15 protein-coding genes are annotated in these 21,375 nt (G+C 48.8%); 7 read left to right on the top strand and 8 right to left on the bottom strand.

Translation table 11 applies throughout. The features are described 5' to 3' along the window. Nucleotides 1–56: 56 nt before the first annotated feature. The 5 genes from ACO0K2_RS06275 to ACO0K2_RS06295 all read right to left on the bottom strand — a co-directional run bounded on the left by ACO0K2_RS06275 (nt 57) and on the right by ACO0K2_RS06295 (nt 6,647). Nucleotides 57–920 carry an ABC transporter permease gene (locus ACO0K2_RS06275; protein WP_423016886.1) on the bottom strand — a complete coding sequence of 288 codons (864 nt, stop codon included), beginning with the start codon at nt 918–920 and terminating at the stop codon, nt 57–59. Further along, the gene (locus tag ACO0K2_RS06280; RefSeq protein WP_423016888.1) at nt 917–1,783 is read right to left on the bottom strand and encodes an ABC transporter permease; all 867 of its coding nucleotides are present in this window, start codon (nt 1,781–1,783) and stop codon (nt 917–919) included. The genes ACO0K2_RS06275 and ACO0K2_RS06280 overlap by 4 nt, the downstream gene beginning before the upstream one ends. 8 nt (nt 1,784–1,791) lie before the next feature. Further along, the gene (locus ACO0K2_RS06285; protein WP_423016891.1) at nt 1,792–2,910 is read right to left on the bottom strand and encodes an ABC transporter ATP-binding protein; all 1,119 of its coding nucleotides are present in this window, start codon (nt 2,908–2,910) and stop codon (nt 1,792–1,794) included. A gap of 236 nt (nt 2,911–3,146) precedes the next feature. After that, entirely contained in the window at nt 3,147–4,220 is a 1,074-nt protein-coding gene (locus ACO0K2_RS06290) for an extracellular solute-binding protein (RefSeq protein ID WP_423016893.1), read from the bottom strand. 186 nt (nt 4,221–4,406) lie between these two features. After that, nucleotides 4,407–6,647, bottom strand: coding sequence for a TonB-dependent receptor (locus ACO0K2_RS06295; protein WP_423016895.1), 2,241 nt, complete (start codon nt 6,645–6,647; stop codon nt 4,407–4,409). 797 nt (nt 6,648–7,444) lie between these two features. Here ACO0K2_RS06295 and ACO0K2_RS06300 point away from each other — a divergent pair. From ACO0K2_RS06300 to ACO0K2_RS06315, 4 genes are all read left to right on the top strand, one after another. Beyond that, on the top strand, nt 7,445–8,149 hold the full coding sequence (locus ACO0K2_RS06300) for an MgtC/SapB family protein (RefSeq protein WP_423017468.1): 705 nt from the start codon (nt 7,445–7,447) through the stop codon (nt 8,147–8,149). 229 nt (nt 8,150–8,378) lie between these two features. After that, nucleotides 8,379–9,266 (top strand): cysteine hydrolase, encoded by an 888-nt coding sequence (locus ACO0K2_RS06305; protein WP_423016897.1) that lies wholly within the window; start codon nt 8,379–8,381, stop codon nt 9,264–9,266. 124 nt (nt 9,267–9,390) lie between these two features. Beyond that, entirely contained in the window at nt 9,391–10,581 is a 1,191-nt protein-coding gene (gene pncB / locus ACO0K2_RS06310; protein ID WP_423016899.1) for a nicotinate phosphoribosyltransferase, read from the top strand. Nucleotides 10,582–10,629: 48 nt separating this feature from the next. Beyond that, a complete protein-coding gene (locus ACO0K2_RS06315; RefSeq protein ID WP_423016901.1) occupies nt 10,630–11,889 on the top strand; it encodes an ectonucleotide pyrophosphatase/phosphodiesterase in 1,260 nt (419 codons plus the stop codon). Here ACO0K2_RS06315 and ACO0K2_RS06320 read toward each other — a convergent pair. Next, the gene (locus tag ACO0K2_RS06320; RefSeq protein WP_423016903.1) at nt 11,881–13,281 is read right to left on the bottom strand and encodes an exonuclease domain-containing protein; all 1,401 of its coding nucleotides are present in this window, start codon (nt 13,279–13,281) and stop codon (nt 11,881–11,883) included. The two genes, ACO0K2_RS06315 and ACO0K2_RS06320, sit on opposite strands and share 9 nt — an antisense overlap. A gap of 138 nt (nt 13,282–13,419) precedes the next feature. Between ACO0K2_RS06320 and ACO0K2_RS06325 the strand changes: the two genes are divergently transcribed. Both ACO0K2_RS06325 and ACO0K2_RS06330 read left to right on the top strand, forming a co-directional pair. Further along, nucleotides 13,420–14,427, top strand: coding sequence for a DUF2804 domain-containing protein (locus tag ACO0K2_RS06325; RefSeq protein WP_423016905.1), 1,008 nt, complete (start codon nt 13,420–13,422; stop codon nt 14,425–14,427). Between the two features lie 98 nt (nt 14,428–14,525). Beyond that, the gene (locus tag ACO0K2_RS06330) at nt 14,526–15,674 is read left to right on the top strand and encodes a JmjC domain-containing protein (RefSeq protein WP_423016908.1); all 1,149 of its coding nucleotides are present in this window, start codon (nt 14,526–14,528) and stop codon (nt 15,672–15,674) included. Between the two features lie 80 nt (nt 15,675–15,754). On the opposite strand, the gene ACO0K2_RS06335 is transcribed toward ACO0K2_RS06330, so the two are convergent. Both ACO0K2_RS06335 and rlmF read right to left on the bottom strand, forming a co-directional pair. Beyond that, a complete protein-coding gene (locus tag ACO0K2_RS06335) occupies nt 15,755–16,999 on the bottom strand; it encodes a nitronate monooxygenase (protein WP_423016910.1) in 1,245 nt (414 codons plus the stop codon). Between the two features lie 499 nt (nt 17,000–17,498). Continuing rightward, the gene (rlmF, locus tag ACO0K2_RS06340; RefSeq protein ID WP_423016912.1) at nt 17,499–18,449 is read right to left on the bottom strand and encodes a 23S rRNA (adenine(1618)-N(6))-methyltransferase RlmF; all 951 of its coding nucleotides are present in this window, start codon (nt 18,447–18,449) and stop codon (nt 17,499–17,501) included. 423 nt (nt 18,450–18,872) lie between these two features. Between rlmF and ACO0K2_RS06345 the strand changes: the two genes are divergently transcribed. Beyond that, nucleotides 18,873–21,311, top strand: a complete 2,439-nt coding sequence (locus ACO0K2_RS06345; RefSeq protein WP_423016914.1) for an alkaline phosphatase family protein — start codon at nt 18,873–18,875, stop codon at nt 21,309–21,311. Nucleotides 21,312–21,375: the final 64 nt, after the last annotated feature.

Genomic DNA, 21,375 nt, shown 5'->3' on the forward strand with positions numbered 1-21,375 from the left:
TGGTTCGATAAACAATAGGTGCTGACCGCAGCGAGGTGACTGGCGGCCTTGGTTAGCTAGGGATTGTTGCTTTTTGGTTTTTTGAGATTCATCGCCAATACCACACCCGCAGACAACAGCATCAACAGCAAACTGATGGCGTTAACAACTGGCGTCGCACCATCTTTCATACGACCATAAATCATCACAGTCAAAGGGGCATCGCTCCCTGCAAGCATGTACGTGGTGTTGAAATTTTCAAATGACAACAAAAACGCGATCATTGCCGCACCGACCAGGGCTGGCTTGAGGTAGGGCAAGAGGATCGTGTAAAAAATCTGCCACCGCGTCGCCCCGAGATTGAGCGCAGCCTCTTCTAGACTGACGTCAAAACGTTTTAAACGTGCGCTGATGGTCAGCGTCGTGATGGAGGCAATATAAGAAATTTGTCCAATCGTCACCAATACCAAGCCAGGGCGCAAGAAATCGAGTTCCCATCCAGCGACATCTTCCGCAAATTGCGCAATATGACTCATCAGCGCGAGGATTGAAATCCCTAAAATGACCCCTGGAATGACTAAGGGTAATAACATCATGACCGATAACACTTGTTGACCGCGAAATTGGAAACGTTCTAGCAAAAATGCATTACAGGTTCCGAGCAAGACGCTCATGCTACTGACGGCCACCGCCACCTTGAAGCTGTACCAGAGACTCGTTTGAATATCTTGATCAAAAAAGACACCAGTGCGCTCTTGGCTCCCATCCGCAAAAAACCAATCGAGTGTAAAACCATGCCACGGTGGCATCGGATACGCGGCATCGTTAAATGCAAATGCCACGACGACAATCAGCGGAATAAATAAAAATAAAAAGAAAGTTGCAACATAAGTGAGTCGCAATGTCCGTACGGTTGCGGACTGAGGAATTGTTGGAATCATGTACGCCTCATGACAGCAGTAAAGGATTGACGGCTTAATTTCAAGCCACACCAGACCAAAGAGGTCGATAAGCCCAAGAGCAGGAACGCAAATGCAGCGCCTTGTTCCCAATTAAATCGGGTAATAAATTGGGTATAAATTTGCTCGGTGAACCACATTGAATTTTTTCCACCTAACAACACTGGCGTCAGATAATTTCCAAGTGTCAGCATAAACACCATGATGGTCCCCGCAGCGATACCAGGCGCCGCATGGGGAATCACGATTTGTCGCACGATGTTCAAAGGACGTGCGCCAAGGTCATAAGCGGCTTCGATCAGACTTACATCCAGTGTTTCTAAGGCATTAATCAAAGGGATTAACATGAACAGCAACGAGGAATACACCAGACCTAACAGGATGGCGGCATCGTTGTACAGCAGTTCAATCGGTTCCGAAGTGAGGCCCAGATGAAAAAGCAATTGCGGTAACACCCCATTGCCTCGCAATAAAATCATCCATCCCAATGTACGAACCATTTCGCTCACCCAAAACGGCAGCAGTACCATCGCCAATAAGAGAGGCTTCGAGGTATTGCCGGCGATCTTAGCGATGTACCACGCGACTGGAAATGCGAGAACCAAAGAAATAGCGGTCGCGGACAGGGATAAGACGGCAGTTCGTAAAAACGTATGCCAATACAACGGTTCATCGAAGAACGTCGCATATTGACGTAAGCTAAATGCGTATTCTTGGGGAGCGGTGCGGGTACGCAGCGACAAGACGAGCATTTCAAGGTGCGGCAGGATAATGAGCAGACTGAGCCAAATCACTGCTGGCGCGAGTAGCAGCCACAAGAGTAATGTTTTTTGCTTAGTAATCATGGCGTCACTCAGGCGGCAAAGGCTTGAACATTATCAGCACTGATGGCAAGGTGGACGTCATCGCCATGCTGTAAATCCTTGAGCTGTCCATTTTGAGGTAACGACACTTGTAGCGATATCTCACTATCGTTCAGACGGACTAAGACCGACGAATTCGCGCCGTCAAATAAAATGCTACTTACTTTACCGCGCAGGTGGTTGGGATAGTGATCAGAAGAAAATGGCTGTCGGCTAATAGCAATACCTTCAGGACGGATAAATAACTGAACGTCTTGTGATGGATGAAAGGATTCTGTTGATGTGCAGAATAAAGCCAAGTTGTCAGTGATGGTCGCAGAAATCAGATTCGTCATGCCCGTTTGCGCCCGGCCGGAGAGTTTGTTGGCATTGCCGACGAAACCCGCGACAAAACTGGTCTTTGGACGGTAATACAGATCTTGCGGCGTCCCGATTTGCTCACATTTCCCGTGGTTCATCACTGCCACCATATCTGACATGACCAGCGCTTCTGATTGATCATGGGTGATATACAAAAAGGTGGTACCGATTTGCGCCTGCAATTGTTTGAGCTCGACTTTCATGTGCTCACGCAACTTGAGGTCCAATGCACCGAGCGGCTCGTCGAGTAACAACAGCGTTGGTTCAAGGACCAAAGATCGCGCGATGGCGACGCGCTGTTTTTGACCGCCAGATAGTTGTTCGATACGTTTGTCTTCGATACCGGGCAAGCCAACCCGGCTTAGCATATCTTTGACCTTGTGTTGGATGTCTGCTTTCTTGACCTGACGCCGCGCCAAACCATAGCCGACGTTTTCACCGACAGACATCATCGGAAATAGGGCCAAGTGTTGGAACACCATATTGACCGGACGTTGATTCGGTGCGACGCCGCGCATACTTTTTCCACCGACAACAATATCGCCATCGTCAGGTTCAATAAAGCCTGCGACCATGCGCAGCAGCGTCGTTTTCCCACATCCTGATGGTCCTAGGATGGAGCAGAACTGGCCTTTGGGTATTTGTAATGACAGATTGTCGACCGCAGTAAACGTGGTGCCATTGAGTTGATAACGCTTGGATACGCCTTGAATATCAAGGTCGATCACATCGGATGAAGAGGGCTGCATAGTGAAAGAAATGAATGAGTAACAACGGGAGTAAAACAGACAGCGTGATGTGTTCGGTGATTGTGCCGTTCATGAAACGATAGCGGAAACGACTTCCTTATTTCCGCTATCGCTTTCTGCATTGCTGTATGACTGTGTTTTGCGATAAGCCGCTATAAATTGTTAGGGGTTGCTATGAGTTGCTATGGGTTGCTATGGGCTGCTATGGGTAAAATATCTGACGAGGGACAATGCTGTTATGACGCTTTGATTTTGTCCAAAATTTTGCCGTCCAGTTCTTCCAAACCTGCTGGAATCGCCGGATACCATTTAATGTTTTTCAACGCATCCGCAGAGAACGATTCATTAAACTGCGCTTTCATTTTGGCATCCATGAATTGATCGGCATCCTTGACAGCAGTGAAGGTGCGTGCGGCTTTCGCCATGCGACCAGCAATTTCAGGGCGTGTTACAAAATTGATCCAGGCGTAAGCCGCTGCATCATTCTTGCCACGTGCTGGAATCGCGAAACCATCGACCCAACCGAGTGCACCCGATTTTGGTGCGATAAATTTGAGATGAGGATTTTCGGAATTGAGTTTCCAACCACCGCTATCCCACATTTGGGCTGCGAGCAATTCGCCGGTACGCAAATCGTTGAGCAATTGGTCTTTGCTTTCCCAGAAATACTTCAGATTCTTTTTACAGGAGATGAGCTTGTCCCCTGCTTGTTGCATGAGTTGTTCGTATTGCTTTGGATTGTTATAGGCTTTAAATGGATCGAGTCCCATGGAGAATGCCATGCCGATTAAGGTTGGGCGTTTGAGACGGACTGCGACTTTTCCATGTAACTCTGGTTTGCACAGATCACTGTAATCAGCGACTTTTACTTTGTTACTGGCCATGACTAAACCATCTGTACCCCAGAAAAAAGGCAGGCCATAGGTTTTACCATTGACTGTCGTGACTTTCTTGGTCGCTTCGAGCATCTCTGGCATGAATTGCGCCGTTTTTACTTTGGACAGATCGATGGGTTTATAAATACCGAACTCCGTTGCTGGACCAGCAATCCTGTCTTGACTTGGTTGGACCAGATCAAAACCAGCTCCCCCTGTTGCGCGCAACTTAGAGATCATTTCTTCATTGTTGGATAAGGTCAGCTCAACAGCAATACCTGTTTCTTTAGTGAACTGTTCAGCGACATCCTTAGGGACATAATCAGCCCACGTCAGGATTCGTAACTTATCAGCAGCGAGACTTGATTGAGAAAGTAAGCCAAATGACGCGCAGAGAATGGCGGCGGAGAGTGTGGTGCGGCGTAGGATATTCATTTATATTCTTTACGTAATTTCAGACAAAAAAGATGGTTTCATATTGTCATGACAATTTAATGACAGAGACAAGTTTTTCGGTCTGGCGTTATGCGTCTCTTGTGGTCAAAATACATCGTCATCAAAGAGAGAAAAAGCCGACGCGGATTACGTCGGCTTTTTCGTCTTTACGACATCGGTTCAGAATTACATTTTGCCGCTGAACGAGATGAAGAACTGACGTGGTGCACCAGTCAACAATGTCTGTGCTGTACCTGTTGGATCGCTTGCTTGGAAGCCATTCGAACCGATGGTGCTGAAGTACTGTTTGTTCATGACATTTTGTACGTTCAACTGGATCGATACATCCTTCAGACCTGCCATGGATTTTTGTTTGTAACCTGCGGACAGGTCAACGATCCAGTAAGAAGGAACACTTGCATCATTGGTGTAAGTATAGAAACGCTTGTCTGTGTATTTAGCACCAGAGCGTGCGAACCATACTGGTGTGTCGTAGGACAGTTCTGTTTTGAACATCACTTTTGGTGCATCAACGACTTGTTTGCCAGCGATGTTGACGGTCGTTGTGCCATCGACATAGTTAGACTTGTACTGAGAATCGTTGTAAGTGAAAGAATTGAACCAAGTCACGTCTTTAGATACGGCATACGACAATGCTGTTTCGATACCTTTGTTCTCAACAGAGCCTACGTTCACGAATGTGCTTGGGCAACCAACGATACCGGCGCATGTAGCAACAGACAGCAAACGATCATTGAACTTCGTGTAGTACACAGCAACGGAACCAACGAAGTCATTTCGCTTAAAGCGATAACCTGTGTCGAGCGTTGTGGATGTTTCTGGTTTCAGATTTGGCTGACCGAGGTTGAACGCTGCTTGCGTTTGAGAGAATGGACCATCCACACCTGGTTGGAACGCACGCATATTTTGGGTCACGCTGGCAAACAGTTCGTCTGTTTTTGTCAGCGCGTAGTTCACACCCACTTGTGGTAAGAAGGTTTTCGATGCCTTGATCTCACCAGCAGCGCGTGAGCCAACAACACTCACTGCGTCAATCTTAACGGAAGGAGATTTGAAGCCATAGTTCAGCTTCAGTTTGTTATCCATCAGACTCACGGTATCTTGTGCGTAGAACTGTGTTGTGTCTGTAGTGAAGTTCTGCTTAAAGACAACGCTTGTTGGGTTGCTCAGGAAATAGTTTGTATCCTGTGGACCTGTTGCATCGTAGTAGTTACGGGACAAGGTGTGCAGACTTCTTTCAGCCCAGAAACCAGCATTGATCGTGTGTTGACCCAGATCCCATGTCAGATCAGACAGCAAACCGTTACGGCTGATCGAATATTCTGTTGTACGAATAGAGATTGGCAAGCCGTTTGTCGATGCTTGATACGGTGTGTACCAGTGACCTTGACCTTCGTTACTATGGTGGTAAGCGGTTGTCTTGAGCGTGACGGTGTCCGACAAGTTGCTGTCCAATGTCGCGCCGATCAGGCTATCTTTACGTAAGCCACTGCCTTGATAGTAGGCATCGTCGAGGCTATTGACGCCGCCAGTGTAGATTTTTTTGGCTGCATTCAGTGCGCGCTGCCAGTCTGGTGCGTAGTTGTCCCAGTTGTAACCCAGACGGTTCACCATATCGATGGATACGTCTTGGTAATCCACTTCTTTACGGTCAGAGTAGTTATAGAAAGCGGACAATTTGTTATTGTCGCCTAACTTCTGTACCAGTTTGGAGTTGAATTGGTTTTGATCTTGTGAACCACTCCCTTTTGATTTATCAGCACGTTGACGTGTCACGCTCAGATAAGCCTTGGTACCTGTCGATAACAAACCAGTGTCAACACGGGCGAAGGTACGGGATGTGCTGTCGCTACCAAATGTTTGTGCGCCTGTGAGAGCAAATTCATCGGTTGGTGCTGACGAGTAGAACTGAACAGTACCACCCAGATTGCTTGTTGACGCTGTGCCGACATCACCTGCACCCTGAGACAGGATCACGTGGCCAATGTTTTCAGAGGAGATCGCACGGCTAATGTGCAAACCGTTGTTGTTGCCGTAGCTCATGTCGCCCAGTGGGACGTTGTCTAATGTGAAGCCCAAATGGTTTTGATTAAAACCACGTGCGCTAAAACGTGTCGACCACTCGTAAGCACCAAATGGATCGGCAGATTCAAATGCGACGCCAGGTAATTTATCCAATGTTTTCAGTGGGCTTGTACCAGGAACGACTTTCATCAAATCTTCTTTGGTGATGTCTTGAACCTGACGTGTTTTTCCTTCGCCAACAATCGTTACGGTTGTTGTGTCAGCTGCTGGCGCTGCTACTGGCGTTGGATCTGGCGTTGCTACTGCTTCTGCAAAAGCGGGTGCTGCGAACGCCTGCATCAAAACGAGGTAGATCGGCGTGCGTCGGAAATGGTTTGCCACAAGAAGTTCCCTTCAAAATAACTGGATTAAAAAATGGAGTGTTGTCTTTGCGGTGCATCGTTTTTTTCATTACGTCTATCGATGCGAGGTGATGCGCGTTTTAAAATACGTCTATACAACTTTGTGCTCAGAGATCAACGCGGCGAAGCTTAACAACCGATTGTGACGAATTCGTTAAAAAAAGAGGGATTCGGAGCGAATACAACACATTATTGAATTGAATGAAAATTCTCTTTTATGTCATGTTGATGACATAAAAGATTGCTAGCAAATTCTTTCATTTTCATTAAAACGAACATAAACGAACATCAAAATAGCGAAGAACGAACTTAAAATGTTGATAAAGTGACTTAAAATTCTCATAAAATGAGTTAAAGCGAACATTTTGTGATTTTGGGTGAATTTCTCGTTTTGGGGTGGTTCGAACCTATTTCGAACCTATTTCGGACCTATTGAGCGGTGTTTTTTGCTCAAAATAGGCGCCGTTTTGACGGTCAACGACGTTGACACCAGAAATTCATCGCACTTACAATCCGCCCATTATTTTTATATAGGAATGCCACCGTGGACGGTAGCAGTTGTCAGTGTCGATATAGTGGATGGGCTTGCTCGTTAGCCATGTCTCAATCAATATTTCATCCCATCTAGTCTTTTAACGATGGCTGATCTTGGTTGATGCCATCGCCTTCACGCCATTCTCATCTTCTGTACTTTTGTTCGTTTTTTCCATGACACCACGCAGGTGAGCTTGTCATTGGGAGAAAAGAACATCATTTGCAAAGTGGAGATCAATGATGATGGAATGGGATGTATTTACGGTTCGCGTCTTACTGGCGTTGACCTTGGGGTCGTTAATCGGTGCAGAACGTCAGATGCGGCAACGTATGGCGGGATTGCGTACGAATGCGCTGGTGGCGGCGGGCGCATGTCTTTTTGTGACGGTCGGTGTGATCGCAGGGAACGCCGATGGTCAGGCACGGATTGCCGCGCAAGTCGTTTCTGGTATTGGTTTTCTGGGGGCGGGTGTCATTATGCGCGAAGGGCTCAATGTCCGCGGACTCAATACGGCGGCGACCCTATGGTGCTCTGCGGCGATCGGCGTATTAGCCGGACTGGGGCATTTGCTAGAAGCCACCATTGGGGCTTGTGTTATTTTGGGCGCTAACTTGGTATTGCGCAGTGTCGGACAAATGATCAACAAGCAAAGCATGGAAAGCGCCACAGAAGTTGAGCAGATGTACCGCCTCTCGATTGTTTGTCAGGCAGATGACGAGGTGCACGTGCGGACCTTGATGTTGCACATGCTTAACGGTATGCCACAATTGGTCATACAGTCTTTGCACAGCGAGGATATTCCGATTGGTGGGCAGCTTGAGGTCAGAGCAGATTTAATTGCTTCACCCAACAATCTGGTGCAATTAGAGCAAATCGTGAGTCGCATTAGTCTTGAAAAAGGCGTCAGCGCGGCGCGGTGGGCGGTTTTACACAGAGTGGAGGAGTAGGAGAGTTCTCCGCACTATTGTCACTATAGCGATTTCTTGGAATAAACGATATAAATCATACAAAAACGCCGCCTTGTCGTCTCAGCGGCGTTTTGTCTTTTTGGTGGATTATCTGGTGTCCTTTTCTTGCAGGCGTACAATAGCGTTTTGCCTGTCATACGATGACAATTGAGCCCAATTTTTGCGTTAAGCCAAAGTCACTGGCGTCGACGCATGCAGGATCACTTTCATGAAAAACACCTACCACCTTTTGCTCATTGATCCGCAAAACGATTTTTGCGATGTCCCCGCGTCTTACCTGATCACTGACCCGCTCAGCGGCAGACCCGTTCTTCCGACTTTACCTGTCCCAGGTGCTCACGCTGACATGCAACGCGTGGCGCAATTGATTGAACAAGGTAGCGAAGGTCTCGATGCCATCAGCATTACCTTGGATGCGCATCACCGCTACGATATTGCCCATCCCAGTTTTTGGATGACGCATGAACAGCGTGAGGTTGCACCATTCACCACGATTTCTGCGGCGGCAGTCCGGGCGCAGCAGTTTGTGCCACGCGATCACCGTGCACTACCACGGGTGTTACGCTATCTCGATTCCCTTGAAATCAATGGTCGTTATCAGTTGATGGTCTGGCCTGTTCATTGCGAGATCGGCACGTGGGGCCATGGCGTTCACGCCGATGTTCGCGCTGCTTATAACCAATGGGAAGACCGCCATTGCAAGCCAGTGCAAAAAATTCTCAAAGGATCGAATCCTTGGACGGAGCATTATTCTGCGGTGATGGCCGAAGTGCCAGATGATCACGACCCAGAGACCCAATTAAATCAATCACTACTCGAGAATTTAGGGGCAGCTGACCGGATTTACATTGCAGGTGAGGCAAGTAGCCATTGTGTAAAAGCCAGTACCGAACATATCGTCGCGCACTGTTCGCCTGCAGACCGAGAAAAACTTGTTTTAATCACCGATTGTATGAGCCCGGTTGCTGGCTTTGAAGAAGTGCATACTGCTTTTCTGCGTGAGATGCAGGCACTCGGCATACGACTCGCGACCGCTGAGGAAGTCCGTGCTGAGTTGATCGCCAACGCCAATGCCAACGCTATTGCAAACGGCTGATCGACTGTAGAGACACTGCAGAGACACTTCACTTGTCGCGTTGGTCATGAACGCTCGTCGGTGAAAATACACCACCACAGACGTTCTGCTGACAGCGCGATCGTTGCGCCTACCAAGGAAACCAATGAAACCAGTAGTACGCAGTCTGTTAGAGACTGACCTTTATAAGTTCACGATGTGGCAGGCCTTACTGCATAAGCATCCTGATGCACAAACCGAGTATGTCTTTCTCTGCCGCAATACACCTGCTTATCCTTTAGCTGAGCTGTATGCCGACGTAGAACGTGAAATTGATTATTTATGTACGTTGCGATTTACGGAAGAGGAACTCGATTATTTGCGTTCTCTCCGGTTCATTAAAAGTGACTTCACGGACTTTTTGACCGTTTTCCATTTCCAGAGAAAATTTATTCATGTCAGTACGCAAGGTGATCAGTTGGAGATCATCGCCAAAGGGCCACAAGTTCATGTAATGGGATTTGAGATCTTTGTACTGCACATCGTCAACGAGCTTTATTTCCGTCGCTTACAAACGCCCGATACTCTTCCAGAGGCACGTCGGCGACTTGCTGCGAAAATTGAACGGCTTCGTGCGTTTGAAAAAGAGCCTGCGCTGGCTCACCCATTTGAATTCTCTGACTTTGGATTACGTCGCCGTTTTTCTGGGGAGTGGCATGACGAAGTGGTGGAAACACTCGCCCGTGAAGTGCCGCAGTTTTTCAAAGGCACGTCGAATGTTTATCTGGCTAAACAATACAAACTATTCCCGATAGGTACGATGGCGCATGAGTATTTGCAGTCTTACCAAGCGTTTGGTGTTCGTCTGCGCGATTTTCAGAAAGCCGCCTTAGAAGATTGGGTGCAAGAATATCGCGGTGATCTCGGTATCGCATTGACCGACGTCGTGGGGATGGATGCGTTTTTAGCGGATTTTGATTTATATTTTGCGAAATTATTCGACGGCTTACGTCACGACTCTGGCGACCCGGTGTTATGGGGAGAAAAAGCCCTCGCGCATTATGCAAAGTTACGGATCGATCCGCATACCAAACGTCTTGTCTTCTCAGATGGACTCGACTTTGACATGGCGTTTTCGCTCTATCAACACTTTGCAGATCGCACCATGCCAGCGTTTGGCATTGGCACCAATCTGACCAACGATACCGGGATCACGCCATTAAATATCGTCATGAAACTCACCTCGTGCAATGGGCAATCGGTGGCGAAACTCTCTGACGCCAGCGGTAAAACCCTTTGCACGGACGAAACCTTCCTTGCGTATTTGCGGCAGATTTTTAATCATCCTGTCATTTAAACAGCGGACAATTTGTCTTTTATTTACCGTGCTTTCATCGAAAAAATAATGATCACTCGTCGAACAATACCACTCCTTGTCTGCGCATCGCTGATGTGGCTGTTATCTGGCTGCCAGCAACCGTTAAAACCGACAGCGCAGGAAGCGCCAGTTAGTACGGCACAGGCACAAAAAACACCTGTCATTCTGGTTTCTATTGATGGTTTTAAGCCGACCTATTTGCAACGCGGTGTGACACCAACGCTCAATGCGCTTGCCGACAAAGGCGTGTTGGCGGATGTCATGCATCCTTCGTTCCCATCGATTACCTTTCCCAATCACTACACACTCGTGACCGGATTGCGTCCTGATCATCATGGTATTGTGGGGAATAATATGGATGACCCCACGATGCCTGATCAACATTTTAGCCTCGGTAATCATACGGCCGTGGTAGATCGCCGTTGGTGGGATCAGGCAGAGCCAGTTTGGGTGACAGCCGAAAAACACGGTGTACACGCTGCCACCATGTTCTGGCCAGGAACCGAGGCAGATATCCATGGTGTGCGTCCTAGCGATTGGCGTACCTTCGATGGTAAATTACCACCGGCTCAACGCGTTGATGTATTACTGGGTTGGATGGATAAACCTGCGGCTGAGCGTGCCGGATTTTTTACGCTGTATTTTGATGACGTTGATCATGCGGGACATGAGTTTGGGCCTGATACACCGCAAGTGACCGAGGCCGTGGGCAAAGTGGATCAGGCGATGAGTCGCTTGGTCGCTGGCCTTGCAGCGCGCCATATCAACGCCAATATCGTGGTCGTGTCTGACCATGGGATGGCATCAACCAGCGCTGATCGTGTGATTTATCTCAACAAACTGGTCGATACCAGTCGGTTGAAAGTCATCACTTCCGGGACGTACGCGGGTATCGAGCCAGCTCCTGGTCAAGCATCACTGGTGAGCCAAGCGCTCGTGAAAAAGCATGCGCATATGGAATGCTGGAACAAAGCGGATATTCCTGCTCGCTATGAATACGGACACAATCCACGGGTTCCAAGCATTGTTTGTCTTGCTGACGTGGGTTGGCTGATCTTTGCCGCTGAAGATCCGAAGATTCAAGCCAACGGCGGCGCACATGGTTACGATCAAATGAGTCAGGAAATGGGAGCTTTGTTTATTGCCCATGGTCCCGCATTCAAAGAACACATCACTTTGCCCGCTTTTGATAACGTCGATGTGTATCCTTTGGTGATGAAACTGATTGATGTGCCTGCATTACCGTCGGATGGTCATCTTGCTTCGACGGCCGCTGCATTACGCTGATTTTTTAATCGTTAATGCTTCCATGCGATTGAGATATTTGACTAGGATGCGATAAGTGTCCCGGTCAAATCGCGGTTTGCCTGATGCGAGTAAGGTCGCGATTTCTGCTTCATCTTTGGCGCGCCCCAGATAACACCAGGCCTCAATGACGTGATACACGTTTCCCTCTTTGAAGGTTGCCGGTCCATTGAACGGCCACGCTTTCAGTTTCATTTCTCCTAGCGCTTCAATCAGTCGCAAGTTGTGCTGAAGTGGGGATTCCTGACCAACGCACGCCCCTTTACATTGCTTGAGCTGGCGAGCAAAACATGGTTTCCCTGCACCACCTTTTTCTAATCCGAGTGTGGCTGCGCACAATTGGAATTGCTTGACTGCTTGCAATAAAAATTCACGGGCGCTGGCACCACTTTTAAATAAACCGTAGAGCTGTTCTTGGCGTCCGAGGTCGAGGTCTCGTCCGTAGGCTAGTTGTGGTTGTAATAGGCCTGATCCCATATCCACCAAACGCCATGAACAAAACTCCGTGTTACGACGCAATTGACGATTGAGCGTCGGTTGCTTTTCTTTGATCAGGCGGGCTTCGGTAATGAGAGCATCGACTTCGCCCTCGCATTCGATCCATTCAATGTCGCGCACCTGCAAGGAGATATTCATCTCTTTCGCGATGGCATGGTCCGAAGAAAAATGGGAAAGCACACGCTGGCGTAAGGTATTACTTTTGCCAATATAGAGCGGTAAGCGGTTTTCTGCGTAAAACAGATAGACGCCATAGCCTTTTGGAATTTGATCGACAATATCGGCATCCAGATGCGGTGGTAGGCTGGAGCGTGTGGTGAGTTCTTTTACTGCTGCTGTTAATTGATCTTCAGGCAACGATGTTTCAAGCGCACGCCAGAATTGGTAGATCGCGTCCGCATCACAGAGGGCACGATGGCGATCACCTTCACCCGTAATATGGTGACGCTCCATGATGCTATCGAGATTATGCTTCGCAAACTGTGGAAATAATTTCCGTGACAATTTGAGGGTACATAGCACTGTTGAGCGAAATGAGCGCTCTAAACGTTTGCATTCGTTTTTCAAAAAGCCATAGTCAAAGCGGGCATTGTGCGCCACAAAAATATGGCCGTCTAAGCGCTGAAGGACGTCGTCCATCACTTGAGCGAAAGTCGGTTGACCTGCGACCATCCCATCACTAATGCCAGTTAATTGCTCTACAAACGGCGGGATCGGGGTTTCAGGATTCAGTAGCTGGCTCCATCGCTCTACCTTGATGCCATCGTATGTGACAATGGCAATTTCAGTAATTCGGTCCCGTGTGGCAATCGTGCCAGTGGTTTCTAGGTCGACAAAGGCGAGCGGGCGTGCAAGTGGTGTTAACATCGTACTCATTCAGTAAATTTCCCGCCATTGTATCCCTTGTCCTCATTTCTGGCGCTATCAGGAAAATAACTCGTCGGTGATTTGGATGCCTTGCTCTACCCGAATCATGCACAATGAGCGCACGATTGCGCTTGAAGGAGTCATTGGATGTCGACATTACCGCTACCACCAGTCCCCGCCGAGGTGCTTGATGCCGCAGGAGCTGTAGCGTTTGGGAAATACACCGGTGCCATCCCTGAGATCGACTGGTCTCTGTTAGGCGCTCCCTATCGTCGTGGACGATGGTGGCGGCATACGCACCACAAACGGTGGCAATACCTCGGCTTAGCGACGGATGACCTGTTCTGTGGCGTGGCCATTGTCGATGTGGGGTGGACGAATACCGCGTTTGCCTACGTTTTCGACCGACAGCAAAAGCGCCTCCTTGGTCATTTTTCGCAAGACGGCGTGCCGGGACTGACGGCGCGTATCAACGACTATCCTTCATCTGGTGCAGCCAGCCATTTTCGGTTTTTGGGAAAGCACATTCATTTTGCGATATCGCATGATGCCGAGGCGACGTTGGACGTTGTTGGTCATGATTTCTCGCTCCATGCGACCTTGTGTCTGCACGATGCTGCGCCTTCGTTGACAGCGATTGGACCGGTCGAGGGCGGGGCTGTTCATGCGACCGTCAAATCCTCAGCGATACCCTTGCAGGGATCGGTGGAGGTGGCGGGGAGACGATGGTTGCTTGATGGTGGGGTTGGTAGTAGTGATTATAGCAACGGGTTTTTGGCGCGAGACACCGCATGGCGCTGGGCGTCGGCGCATAGTCGAGCGATTGGGTTCAATCTACAAGCAGGTTATTTTGGCAATAATGAGAATGCGCTGTGGCTCGATGGCGAGATCATCGGATTAGGGACCGCAAACTTTGACTTTGACCCGACCGATCCCATGGGAATGTGGCATATCACGACAGACGATGGCTTGTTAGATGTCTATTTTCAGCCAGAAGGCTATCGCCAAGAAAATAAAAATTTGCTCATCGCTGCGAGTCGTTATATCCAGCCAATTGGCACATTCCGAGGCTGGGTGAGGGCGCATTGTGATGCACCGTTGCGCGTTATTACGGATTTGGTCGGGGTGACAGAAGACCATACTGCGCGGTGGTAAGGGATTTGATCTACTTTTTGCGCAAAGCTTGATCTAGCTGAAACGCCGGTTTCAGTGGGCATGCTACAAGAGTGTTTTCGCCTCTTTTTTTGCTTGCCATGTTGACACTCCAGCTCAGTGACTTTTCTGTCGAAGAATTTCTTGCCCATTATTGGCAAAAGAAACCGGTCCTGATTCGTCAGGGATTTCCGGGATTTTATGACCTGATCCGTCCCGATGAGCTAGCCGGTTTGGCCTGCGAGCCGCAGATTGAATCGCGGGTCATTTATCGGCAAGACGGCGTCTGGCAGGCGGAAACGGGGCCATTTGAGAGTTATGGTCGCTTTGGTAAAAAAGACTGGACGCTGGTTGTGCAGGCAGTGGATCACTGGTCGCCGGATGTCGCTGATCTGGTGCAGGCGTTTTCTTTTATCCCTAAATGGCGGCTGGATGATGTCATGATCAGCTATGCCGCAACAGGTGGCGGCGTAGGGCCGCATATCGACTTGTATGATGTCTTTATCTGCCAAGGATCGGGACGACGTCACTGGCGTGTCGGTGATCGTGGCAACCACCACCAGTTTGCGGCCCATCCTGCCTTGCTCCATACCGCGCCTTTTGAGGCAATCATTGATGCAGAGCTGACTGCAGGAGATATCCTTTACATTCCCCCCGGCTTCCCACATGAAGGGATCTGCCTTGAACACTCAATGAGTTTTTCGGTCGGCTTTCGGAGTAAATCTGCCCGCGATATGCTCAGTGGGCTAGCCGACTATTTGATTGATCACGATGTAGGAACAGCCTTAATCAGTGACGCAGGACGTCCATTACACACCAAGCAAGGTCATATCAACCAGAGCGACCTGGCTTTGGTGAAAGCACAAATGCAATCAATCTTGGATGACGAACAAGTGATGGCAGACTTTGTGGGGACCTTTTTATCCAAAACGAAGTGCGAGCTGGATTTACAGGTGATCGAGGACGATGAAGAAATCACCCCCGAGGCCTTGCTCGACATGCTGCACAACGGCGAGTTACGTCGTACGGGAGGCTTACGCTGTTTTTACCTCGATCAGACGGTTGATCAAGGGGTGTGTTATGTCGATGGCGAGCGTTATGCGTTTGGCGCTGCCGCCCGTGATGCGGTGATCGCTTTGTGTGATCACGATATCGTTGATGCGGTCATTCTGGAGAAGGGCTTGCACTTGGCTGCATTTGTTGACGCCCTCGTTGATTGGGTCAATCAAGGGTATTGGTACGCTGAGTAAGCAAAAACGCCGCGAAAGCGGCGTTTTTTTTGTTGATGACGTCGTGAATTGCAGTGTGACCGGAGGTGTGGTCTGCCTTATTATTCCGGTAATGCGATCTGATTGTCAGTACTGAACTGATAATCACGGAACACGTGTTCTGCTGTCAATAATTGATAGCTTCCGTCAGCCAATTTTCGGGTTGTATCTTTGAGGCGATACGTTGTTTGTCCGCAGGTCCAGCAATTGAAGTTACGCATGTGTGTGCACAGGCATGTCTTATCCATCACCACGACTTTTTTCGCGTCAGGATGCGCGGCGACTTCGCGGTTATAGGAAGTGATATACGCACAATTCCCATTACCATCGAGCAGATAACCATACGATTCGCAGCCCGGACGGATGCCATCGCCAATGGCTGGTGTGCTCTTGAGCATACGCATTGGGTAGCCAGTCGGTGAAATGTGGTTGACTTCGATGTCCTCTTCGCTTGCTTTAAAGTACTCTTGCTTGACGTCGTCAGGCAGGCCACATTCTTTCGTGACGGTAAAGCGGGTAGCGACTTGGACGCCGGATGCCCCATTTTCGAGGAAAGAAACCGCATCACTGCCTGTAAAAATACCACCAGCGGCAATCAACGGAATATCCAGTTGCTCGGCCTTCAGGTAAGCAGCGATTTCTGTGATGATTGTTTGTAAATCAAATTCTGCCCAATCATCACCAAATCCAAGATGGCCACCGGCCAACGGACCTTCGACGATGACGTAGTCTGGTAGACGATTTAATTTCGCATTTTTACGTAAGAACAATTGCAGGGCGCGCAAGGACGACACAATAATGCCCAATTTGGCTTCGCGGAAGCGTGGATGTTCAGCCATCAGACCAAAAGAGCTCAGATGCAGACCTGCGCTCAGGGTAATACCATCGATACCACCATCCAGCGCAGCCTCCAGGCGCACTTTGAGGGTTTCGCGCGGACCGTTCATGGTCAGTTTTTCCATGCAATTAACAAAAATCATGCCGGAGCCTTGCTTGGCTTCCATGGTTTTGCTGACATGCATGCGCGTCGCATCCGCCAAGTGTTCTAGGTTGAACTTGATATCTGTCTTGTCGCTGTTGTTGATATTGTATTTGTAGTACTTTGTTTTTTCTTTGATGTAACTTGTGTCAAAACGACGGTCCGTAACGTCGTGCACCATCGCATCAGAAATGTGACCGATACCGCCAAGACGTGCTGCAACCAGTGCTAATTCAGCAGTGGAAATATCAACGCCCATCCCACCAATCATGATAGGAACCAGTTCATCTTTGCCTAACTTCAGGCGGAAATCATCTACTCGTTTCATTGCTATCCTTGACACATTGAGCTTAAAGGTCACACCCACGTCTAGGTCTTTGCAGCGGGTGAAGCCGTCATTCAGAATGAAGGCGACCCAGATTGTAAGCCAGTCGGGGTATGTCCTGTGAATAATTTAAGAACCAAAATCAGCTTGTCGGCGGCGGAGAAAAGACAAAAATAGGACCATAGAAAATTATCTAAAAATTAATTATTTTGAGGTTGCGTACAGCTAGACGACGATCGCTTAAAAATAATAAGAGTTAGACTGTTTTCTCTAATTTTAGTTCTTCCATTTTAGTTGCTGCCATGCATGCAGCCTTCGCTGATGATCGATTGATCCCCTATTTTTTTTACGGTCTTTTGATACGGATCAAAGGGTTGTGGACGCCATTTCACGTACCTGAAGTCCGTTTTCCGTTTCTGACTGTGCCTGATAACTATGTCATAGCCATGACAGCGGGAGCGATCATCAATGATTTCTGAACAGATTGGGTTTTCTACGCCGATTACCAGCGTAATTTCCGCCATCCGGCTTGTTGGGTGGGCGTCAAAAAAGTCCACGCCAGAAAGCGGCTTTGTTTATTCCCTTGCGCCATGGCGATTTCGCGTTGGTCTTGGACGCCGATGTTCTTGAGTCGTGTTTTAAGGACAGGTAGATTGGCCGATTTCGATACAAGACACGTGAACCAGAAGCAACGTGACGCGTATTTTGCACTTTCTTTGATCATGCGCTCGATAAACGCTAATTCACCACCGGGACACCACAACTCAGCATCTTGACCGCCAAAATTTAAGACGGGTGCCGCTGATTCGGCGTGGGCTTCCTTGTTCAAATTGGTCCATTTACGTCGGGTTCCTTCCTGTGCCTCAGCGAGTGAGCCATGAAAAGGAGGATTGCACATCGTCAGATCGAACCAATCGTCGTCATTGATAATGCCATCAAAAATCGCATTTGCATGGGGTTGTAAACGGAGAGAAATCTGGCGTGCATACGTGTTGTTACGCGCCAGAATGTGTTCGACGTTTTCCAACGAGGTTGGATTGATGTCCGCTGCGACAAACCGCCATCCATATTCTGCAACGCCCAACAACGGGTAAATACCACTGGCACCCGTTCCGATATCTAACACTGTCAGATGCTGTTTTTTGGGGAGTTTCCCTTGATGGCTCTGACGTAATACATCCGCCAGATAATGAATGTAGTCGGCACGCCCCGGAATTGGTGGACATAACTGACCTGCAGGAATATCCCACCCATCAATGCCATAGTCCGCCTTAAGAATCGCCGCATTCAGGGCTTTGACTGCCAACGGGTCAGCAAAATCAATCCGATGCTGCTGTTGATCATCGACGTGAATGAACGGTAAAAGGGTAGGGGAGTGCTGACACAACCGATCAAAATCATACTGACCTTGATGGCGGTTATGGGGATGAAAGAGGGATTTTTTGATAGACATGGATAACAAAAAAGCGGAGCCATAGAAGATAACATCGTTTGTCCCGCTTGTCGCGGCACTTGCCTTCGCTTTTTTACAGGTAACGCAAGCAAGGTGAAGTGCCATTGGATGCGTTAAGGTATGTTTTCAAAAGTTTATCTTGATGGATAGCGAAGTATTTTGATACATTCCCGTAGCGACAGATGGTCAATAAACAGGGAAAATGTCACGATGATTTAGAATTATCTTTCTAATATGAAAATTTTCTGAGCAGTTTAACGCGCAGGTCATAAATTCGCGCGACACTGCTGCACTATCCTAGGATCTATGAATGTCCCGCTGTCACCAGGATACCCGAATCCTATTAAAGAATACGAAAACACTGGCTGATTAGGCTGTTGTGTTTGATGAAGTTAACAAAAACCATCCTCTTTGGAGATGTACATGATGAAATTACGCACAATCGCATTGGCGTGTTCGATATTGGCGTTGGCTACCGGCTGCAGCAAAAGCTCTTCCGGCAGCGGATCCTCTGCTACCGTCGTCAGTGTGACAGGTGTCGCTGCTGCCGGTTATCCATTGGCAGGTGTTGTCGTTAGTGCGACCGATGCAACGGGAGCGATCACGACCTCAACGTTGACTGATAACAGCGGTCACTATATTTTGACTTTGACTGGGACAGCGCCGTATTTGCTGACCGCACCGTACACAGATGTTGATGGTACGCCTGCCGTGTTGTCGGCAGCGATTAGCCCTACCGTCGCATCCGGCCAAACCACGTCGGTCCAGGCTAACCTGAATCCACTGACATCCTTGATTTCTCAACGTGTCATCGGCACAGTACCGACCAGCAGCACCGTCGCTGCAGCGACCGTCGCGACGATCAATAGCACCCAAATTACCGCAGCGGAGCAAAGCCTCAGCACGCTATTGCAACCCGTGTACACAGCGTTGTCTATTCCAACGACAGAGACAACTGACCCAATCGGTTCAACGACGTACAAAGCAGGTTCCAGTGATCCTTTAGATAACCTGTTTAACATTGCCCGTTTTAATATCCATAACGGCACAATCAGCGTTGGTACCGACGCCAACAAAACAGTATTGAATGTGCCAGCGACAGGTACAATTTCTACGAGCGTTCCAGCCAATTCTGTCACGTCTCTGACGGCATTAGCAACAGGACCAACAACGACTCCTATCACGAACGTGATCGTCGTGATCGGTGAAAATCAAACATTCGATGGCTTGTTTGGTGCGTATGTGGCACCACAAGGTCAGACAGTGAAGAACTTGTTATCCCAAGGCATTATTAATGCCGACGGTACGCCAGGTCCTAACTTTGCATTAGCGGCGCAAAATCAAGGCGTTGCACAAAGCACTTATACCGTTCAACCAACACGTGGCGCTGCTTACGCAACCTTGCCACAACCATTGCAAATTGGTGAAGTGACACCGACCTTGCAGACCTTGGGTGGCACGCCAGATCCACGCTTCCCAGCGAACTTAAAAAATGGTCCATTCCAAATCACTTCCTACGTTCCGTACGGTGTGACAGCAAGCAACCCAATTGGCACAACGACAGGCGATCCTGTTCACCGCTTCTTCCAAATGTGGCAGCAAACTGGCGGTACCAACGCGAAACTCGATATGTTCACGTGGGTGGCGGTCAATACAGGCCAAGGTGGTGACACAACCGGTGTGACGGTTGCCAATCCATCACAAGGTGGCGAGCTCATGGGCTTCTTTAACATGAGCACTGGCGATGCGCCATTCTTCAAATCCTTGGCACAAAACTATGCCTTGAGTGATAACTACCATCAATCGATCCTGGGCGGCACAGGCGCTAACTTCTTTGCGATGGCAACCGCTGATGTGCCGTACTTCAATACCAACGGCACTGTCGCTGTACCACCAGCAAATCAGATTGAAAATCCAACTCCACAAGCGGGCACTGCCAACTTCTACACCAAAGACGGCTACAGCGGCGGCTCGTACGTCAACTGTGCTGATTCAACACAGCCGGGTGTGGCTTCGATTCTGTCCGTACTTGCTGTCAACGGCGTGACGAGCAACTGTGAAAGCGGTAAATACTATCTGGTGAATAACTACGCACCAGGTTACGACATGAACGGCAATGTACAGCCGATCGGTCCGAATAACTACAACTACCCACCACAAACCGTACCAACGATTGCAGAATCGCTTGCCAACAAGGGTGTGACATGGAAATGGTACACAGGCGGTCGTGAGTTGGCCGACGTGGCAACAGATGCAGCAGCCTTCGGCGTTCCACAGGCTGTGGCACAAGCGGTTCAGTACAACGCTATTGGTGATCCATTGGTGGCATCCAAAAATGTGATGACATCAACGACGCTGAAATCAGGTCTGGCTGGTTTGACAACCTTCTTCAATGACGTACAAAAAGGCACCTTGCCAGCAGTCTCTTTCGTTGTGCCGAAAAATCTGGATAGTGGTCACCCTGGTTATTCCGTTCCAGCAAAATATGAGTACTTCTTGCAAAACCTGATTGCAAAGGTACAGGCTAACCCAACGCTGTGGGCACATACGGCGATTATCGTGACAACGGATGAAGGTGGTGGTCACTTTGATACGGGTGCGATTCAAAATATCGACTTCTTTGGCGATGGCCCACGTATTCCATTCTTGATCGTTTCTCCTTACGCACGTACGAACTACATCGACCACACTTATCACGACCACACATCCGTGATGAAGTTTATCGAGCGTAACTGGAAGTTGGCACCGTTGTCTAACCGCAGCCGTGATAACCGTCCAAATCCAGCCATGTTGAAAACAAACCCCTACCTCCCAGCCAATGCTGGCGCGATGGGTGATCTGACAACGATGTTCAATTTCTAATCGTTGTTTCTGACTAAAAACGGAGTGAATGCCCCGCATTGACTCCGTTTTTTATTTCCGGGAA

The organism is Undibacterium sp. MH2W (assembly GCF_049340215.1).
Taxonomy (GTDB): domain Bacteria; phylum Pseudomonadota; class Gammaproteobacteria; order Burkholderiales; family Burkholderiaceae_D; genus Undibacterium.

What these genes read in the sequence shown, in the direction of transcription:
- ACO0K2_RS06320 (WP_423016903.1), bottom strand. Translation starts at nt 13,281, where the DNA reads ATGAGTACGATGTTAACACCACTTGCACGCCCGCTCGCCTTTGTCGAC.
- ACO0K2_RS06305 (WP_423016897.1), top strand. Translation starts at nt 8,379, where the DNA reads ATGAAAAACACCTACCACCTTTTGCTCATTGATCCGCAAAACGATTTT.
- ACO0K2_RS06300 (WP_423017468.1), top strand. Translation starts at nt 7,445, where the DNA reads ATGGAATGGGATGTATTTACGGTTCGCGTCTTACTGGCGTTGACCTTG.
- ACO0K2_RS06330 (WP_423016908.1), top strand. Translation starts at nt 14,526, where the DNA reads ATGTTGACACTCCAGCTCAGTGACTTTTCTGTCGAAGAATTTCTTGCC.
- ACO0K2_RS06315 (WP_423016901.1), top strand. Translation starts at nt 10,630, where the DNA reads ATGATCACTCGTCGAACAATACCACTCCTTGTCTGCGCATCGCTGATG.
- ACO0K2_RS06280 (WP_423016888.1), bottom strand. Translation starts at nt 1,783, where the DNA reads ATGATTACTAAGCAAAAAACATTACTCTTGTGGCTGCTACTCGCGCCA.
- ACO0K2_RS06285 (WP_423016891.1), bottom strand. Translation starts at nt 2,910, where the DNA reads ATGCAGCCCTCTTCATCCGATGTGATCGACCTTGATATTCAAGGCGTA.
- pncB (WP_423016899.1), top strand. Translation starts at nt 9,391, where the DNA reads ATGAAACCAGTAGTACGCAGTCTGTTAGAGACTGACCTTTATAAGTTC.
- ACO0K2_RS06325 (WP_423016905.1), top strand. Translation starts at nt 13,420, where the DNA reads ATGTCGACATTACCGCTACCACCAGTCCCCGCCGAGGTGCTTGATGCC.
- rlmF (WP_423016912.1), bottom strand. Translation starts at nt 18,449, where the DNA reads ATGTCTATCAAAAAATCCCTCTTTCATCCCCATAACCGCCATCAAGGT.
- ACO0K2_RS06345 (WP_423016914.1), top strand. Translation starts at nt 18,873, where the DNA reads ATGATGAAATTACGCACAATCGCATTGGCGTGTTCGATATTGGCGTTG.
- ACO0K2_RS06335 (WP_423016910.1), bottom strand. Translation starts at nt 16,999, where the DNA reads ATGAAACGAGTAGATGATTTCCGCCTGAAGTTAGGCAAAGATGAACTG.
- ACO0K2_RS06290 (WP_423016893.1), bottom strand. Translation starts at nt 4,220, where the DNA reads ATGAATATCCTACGCCGCACCACACTCTCCGCCGCCATTCTCTGCGCG.
- ACO0K2_RS06275 (WP_423016886.1), bottom strand. Translation starts at nt 920, where the DNA reads ATGATTCCAACAATTCCTCAGTCCGCAACCGTACGGACATTGCGACTC.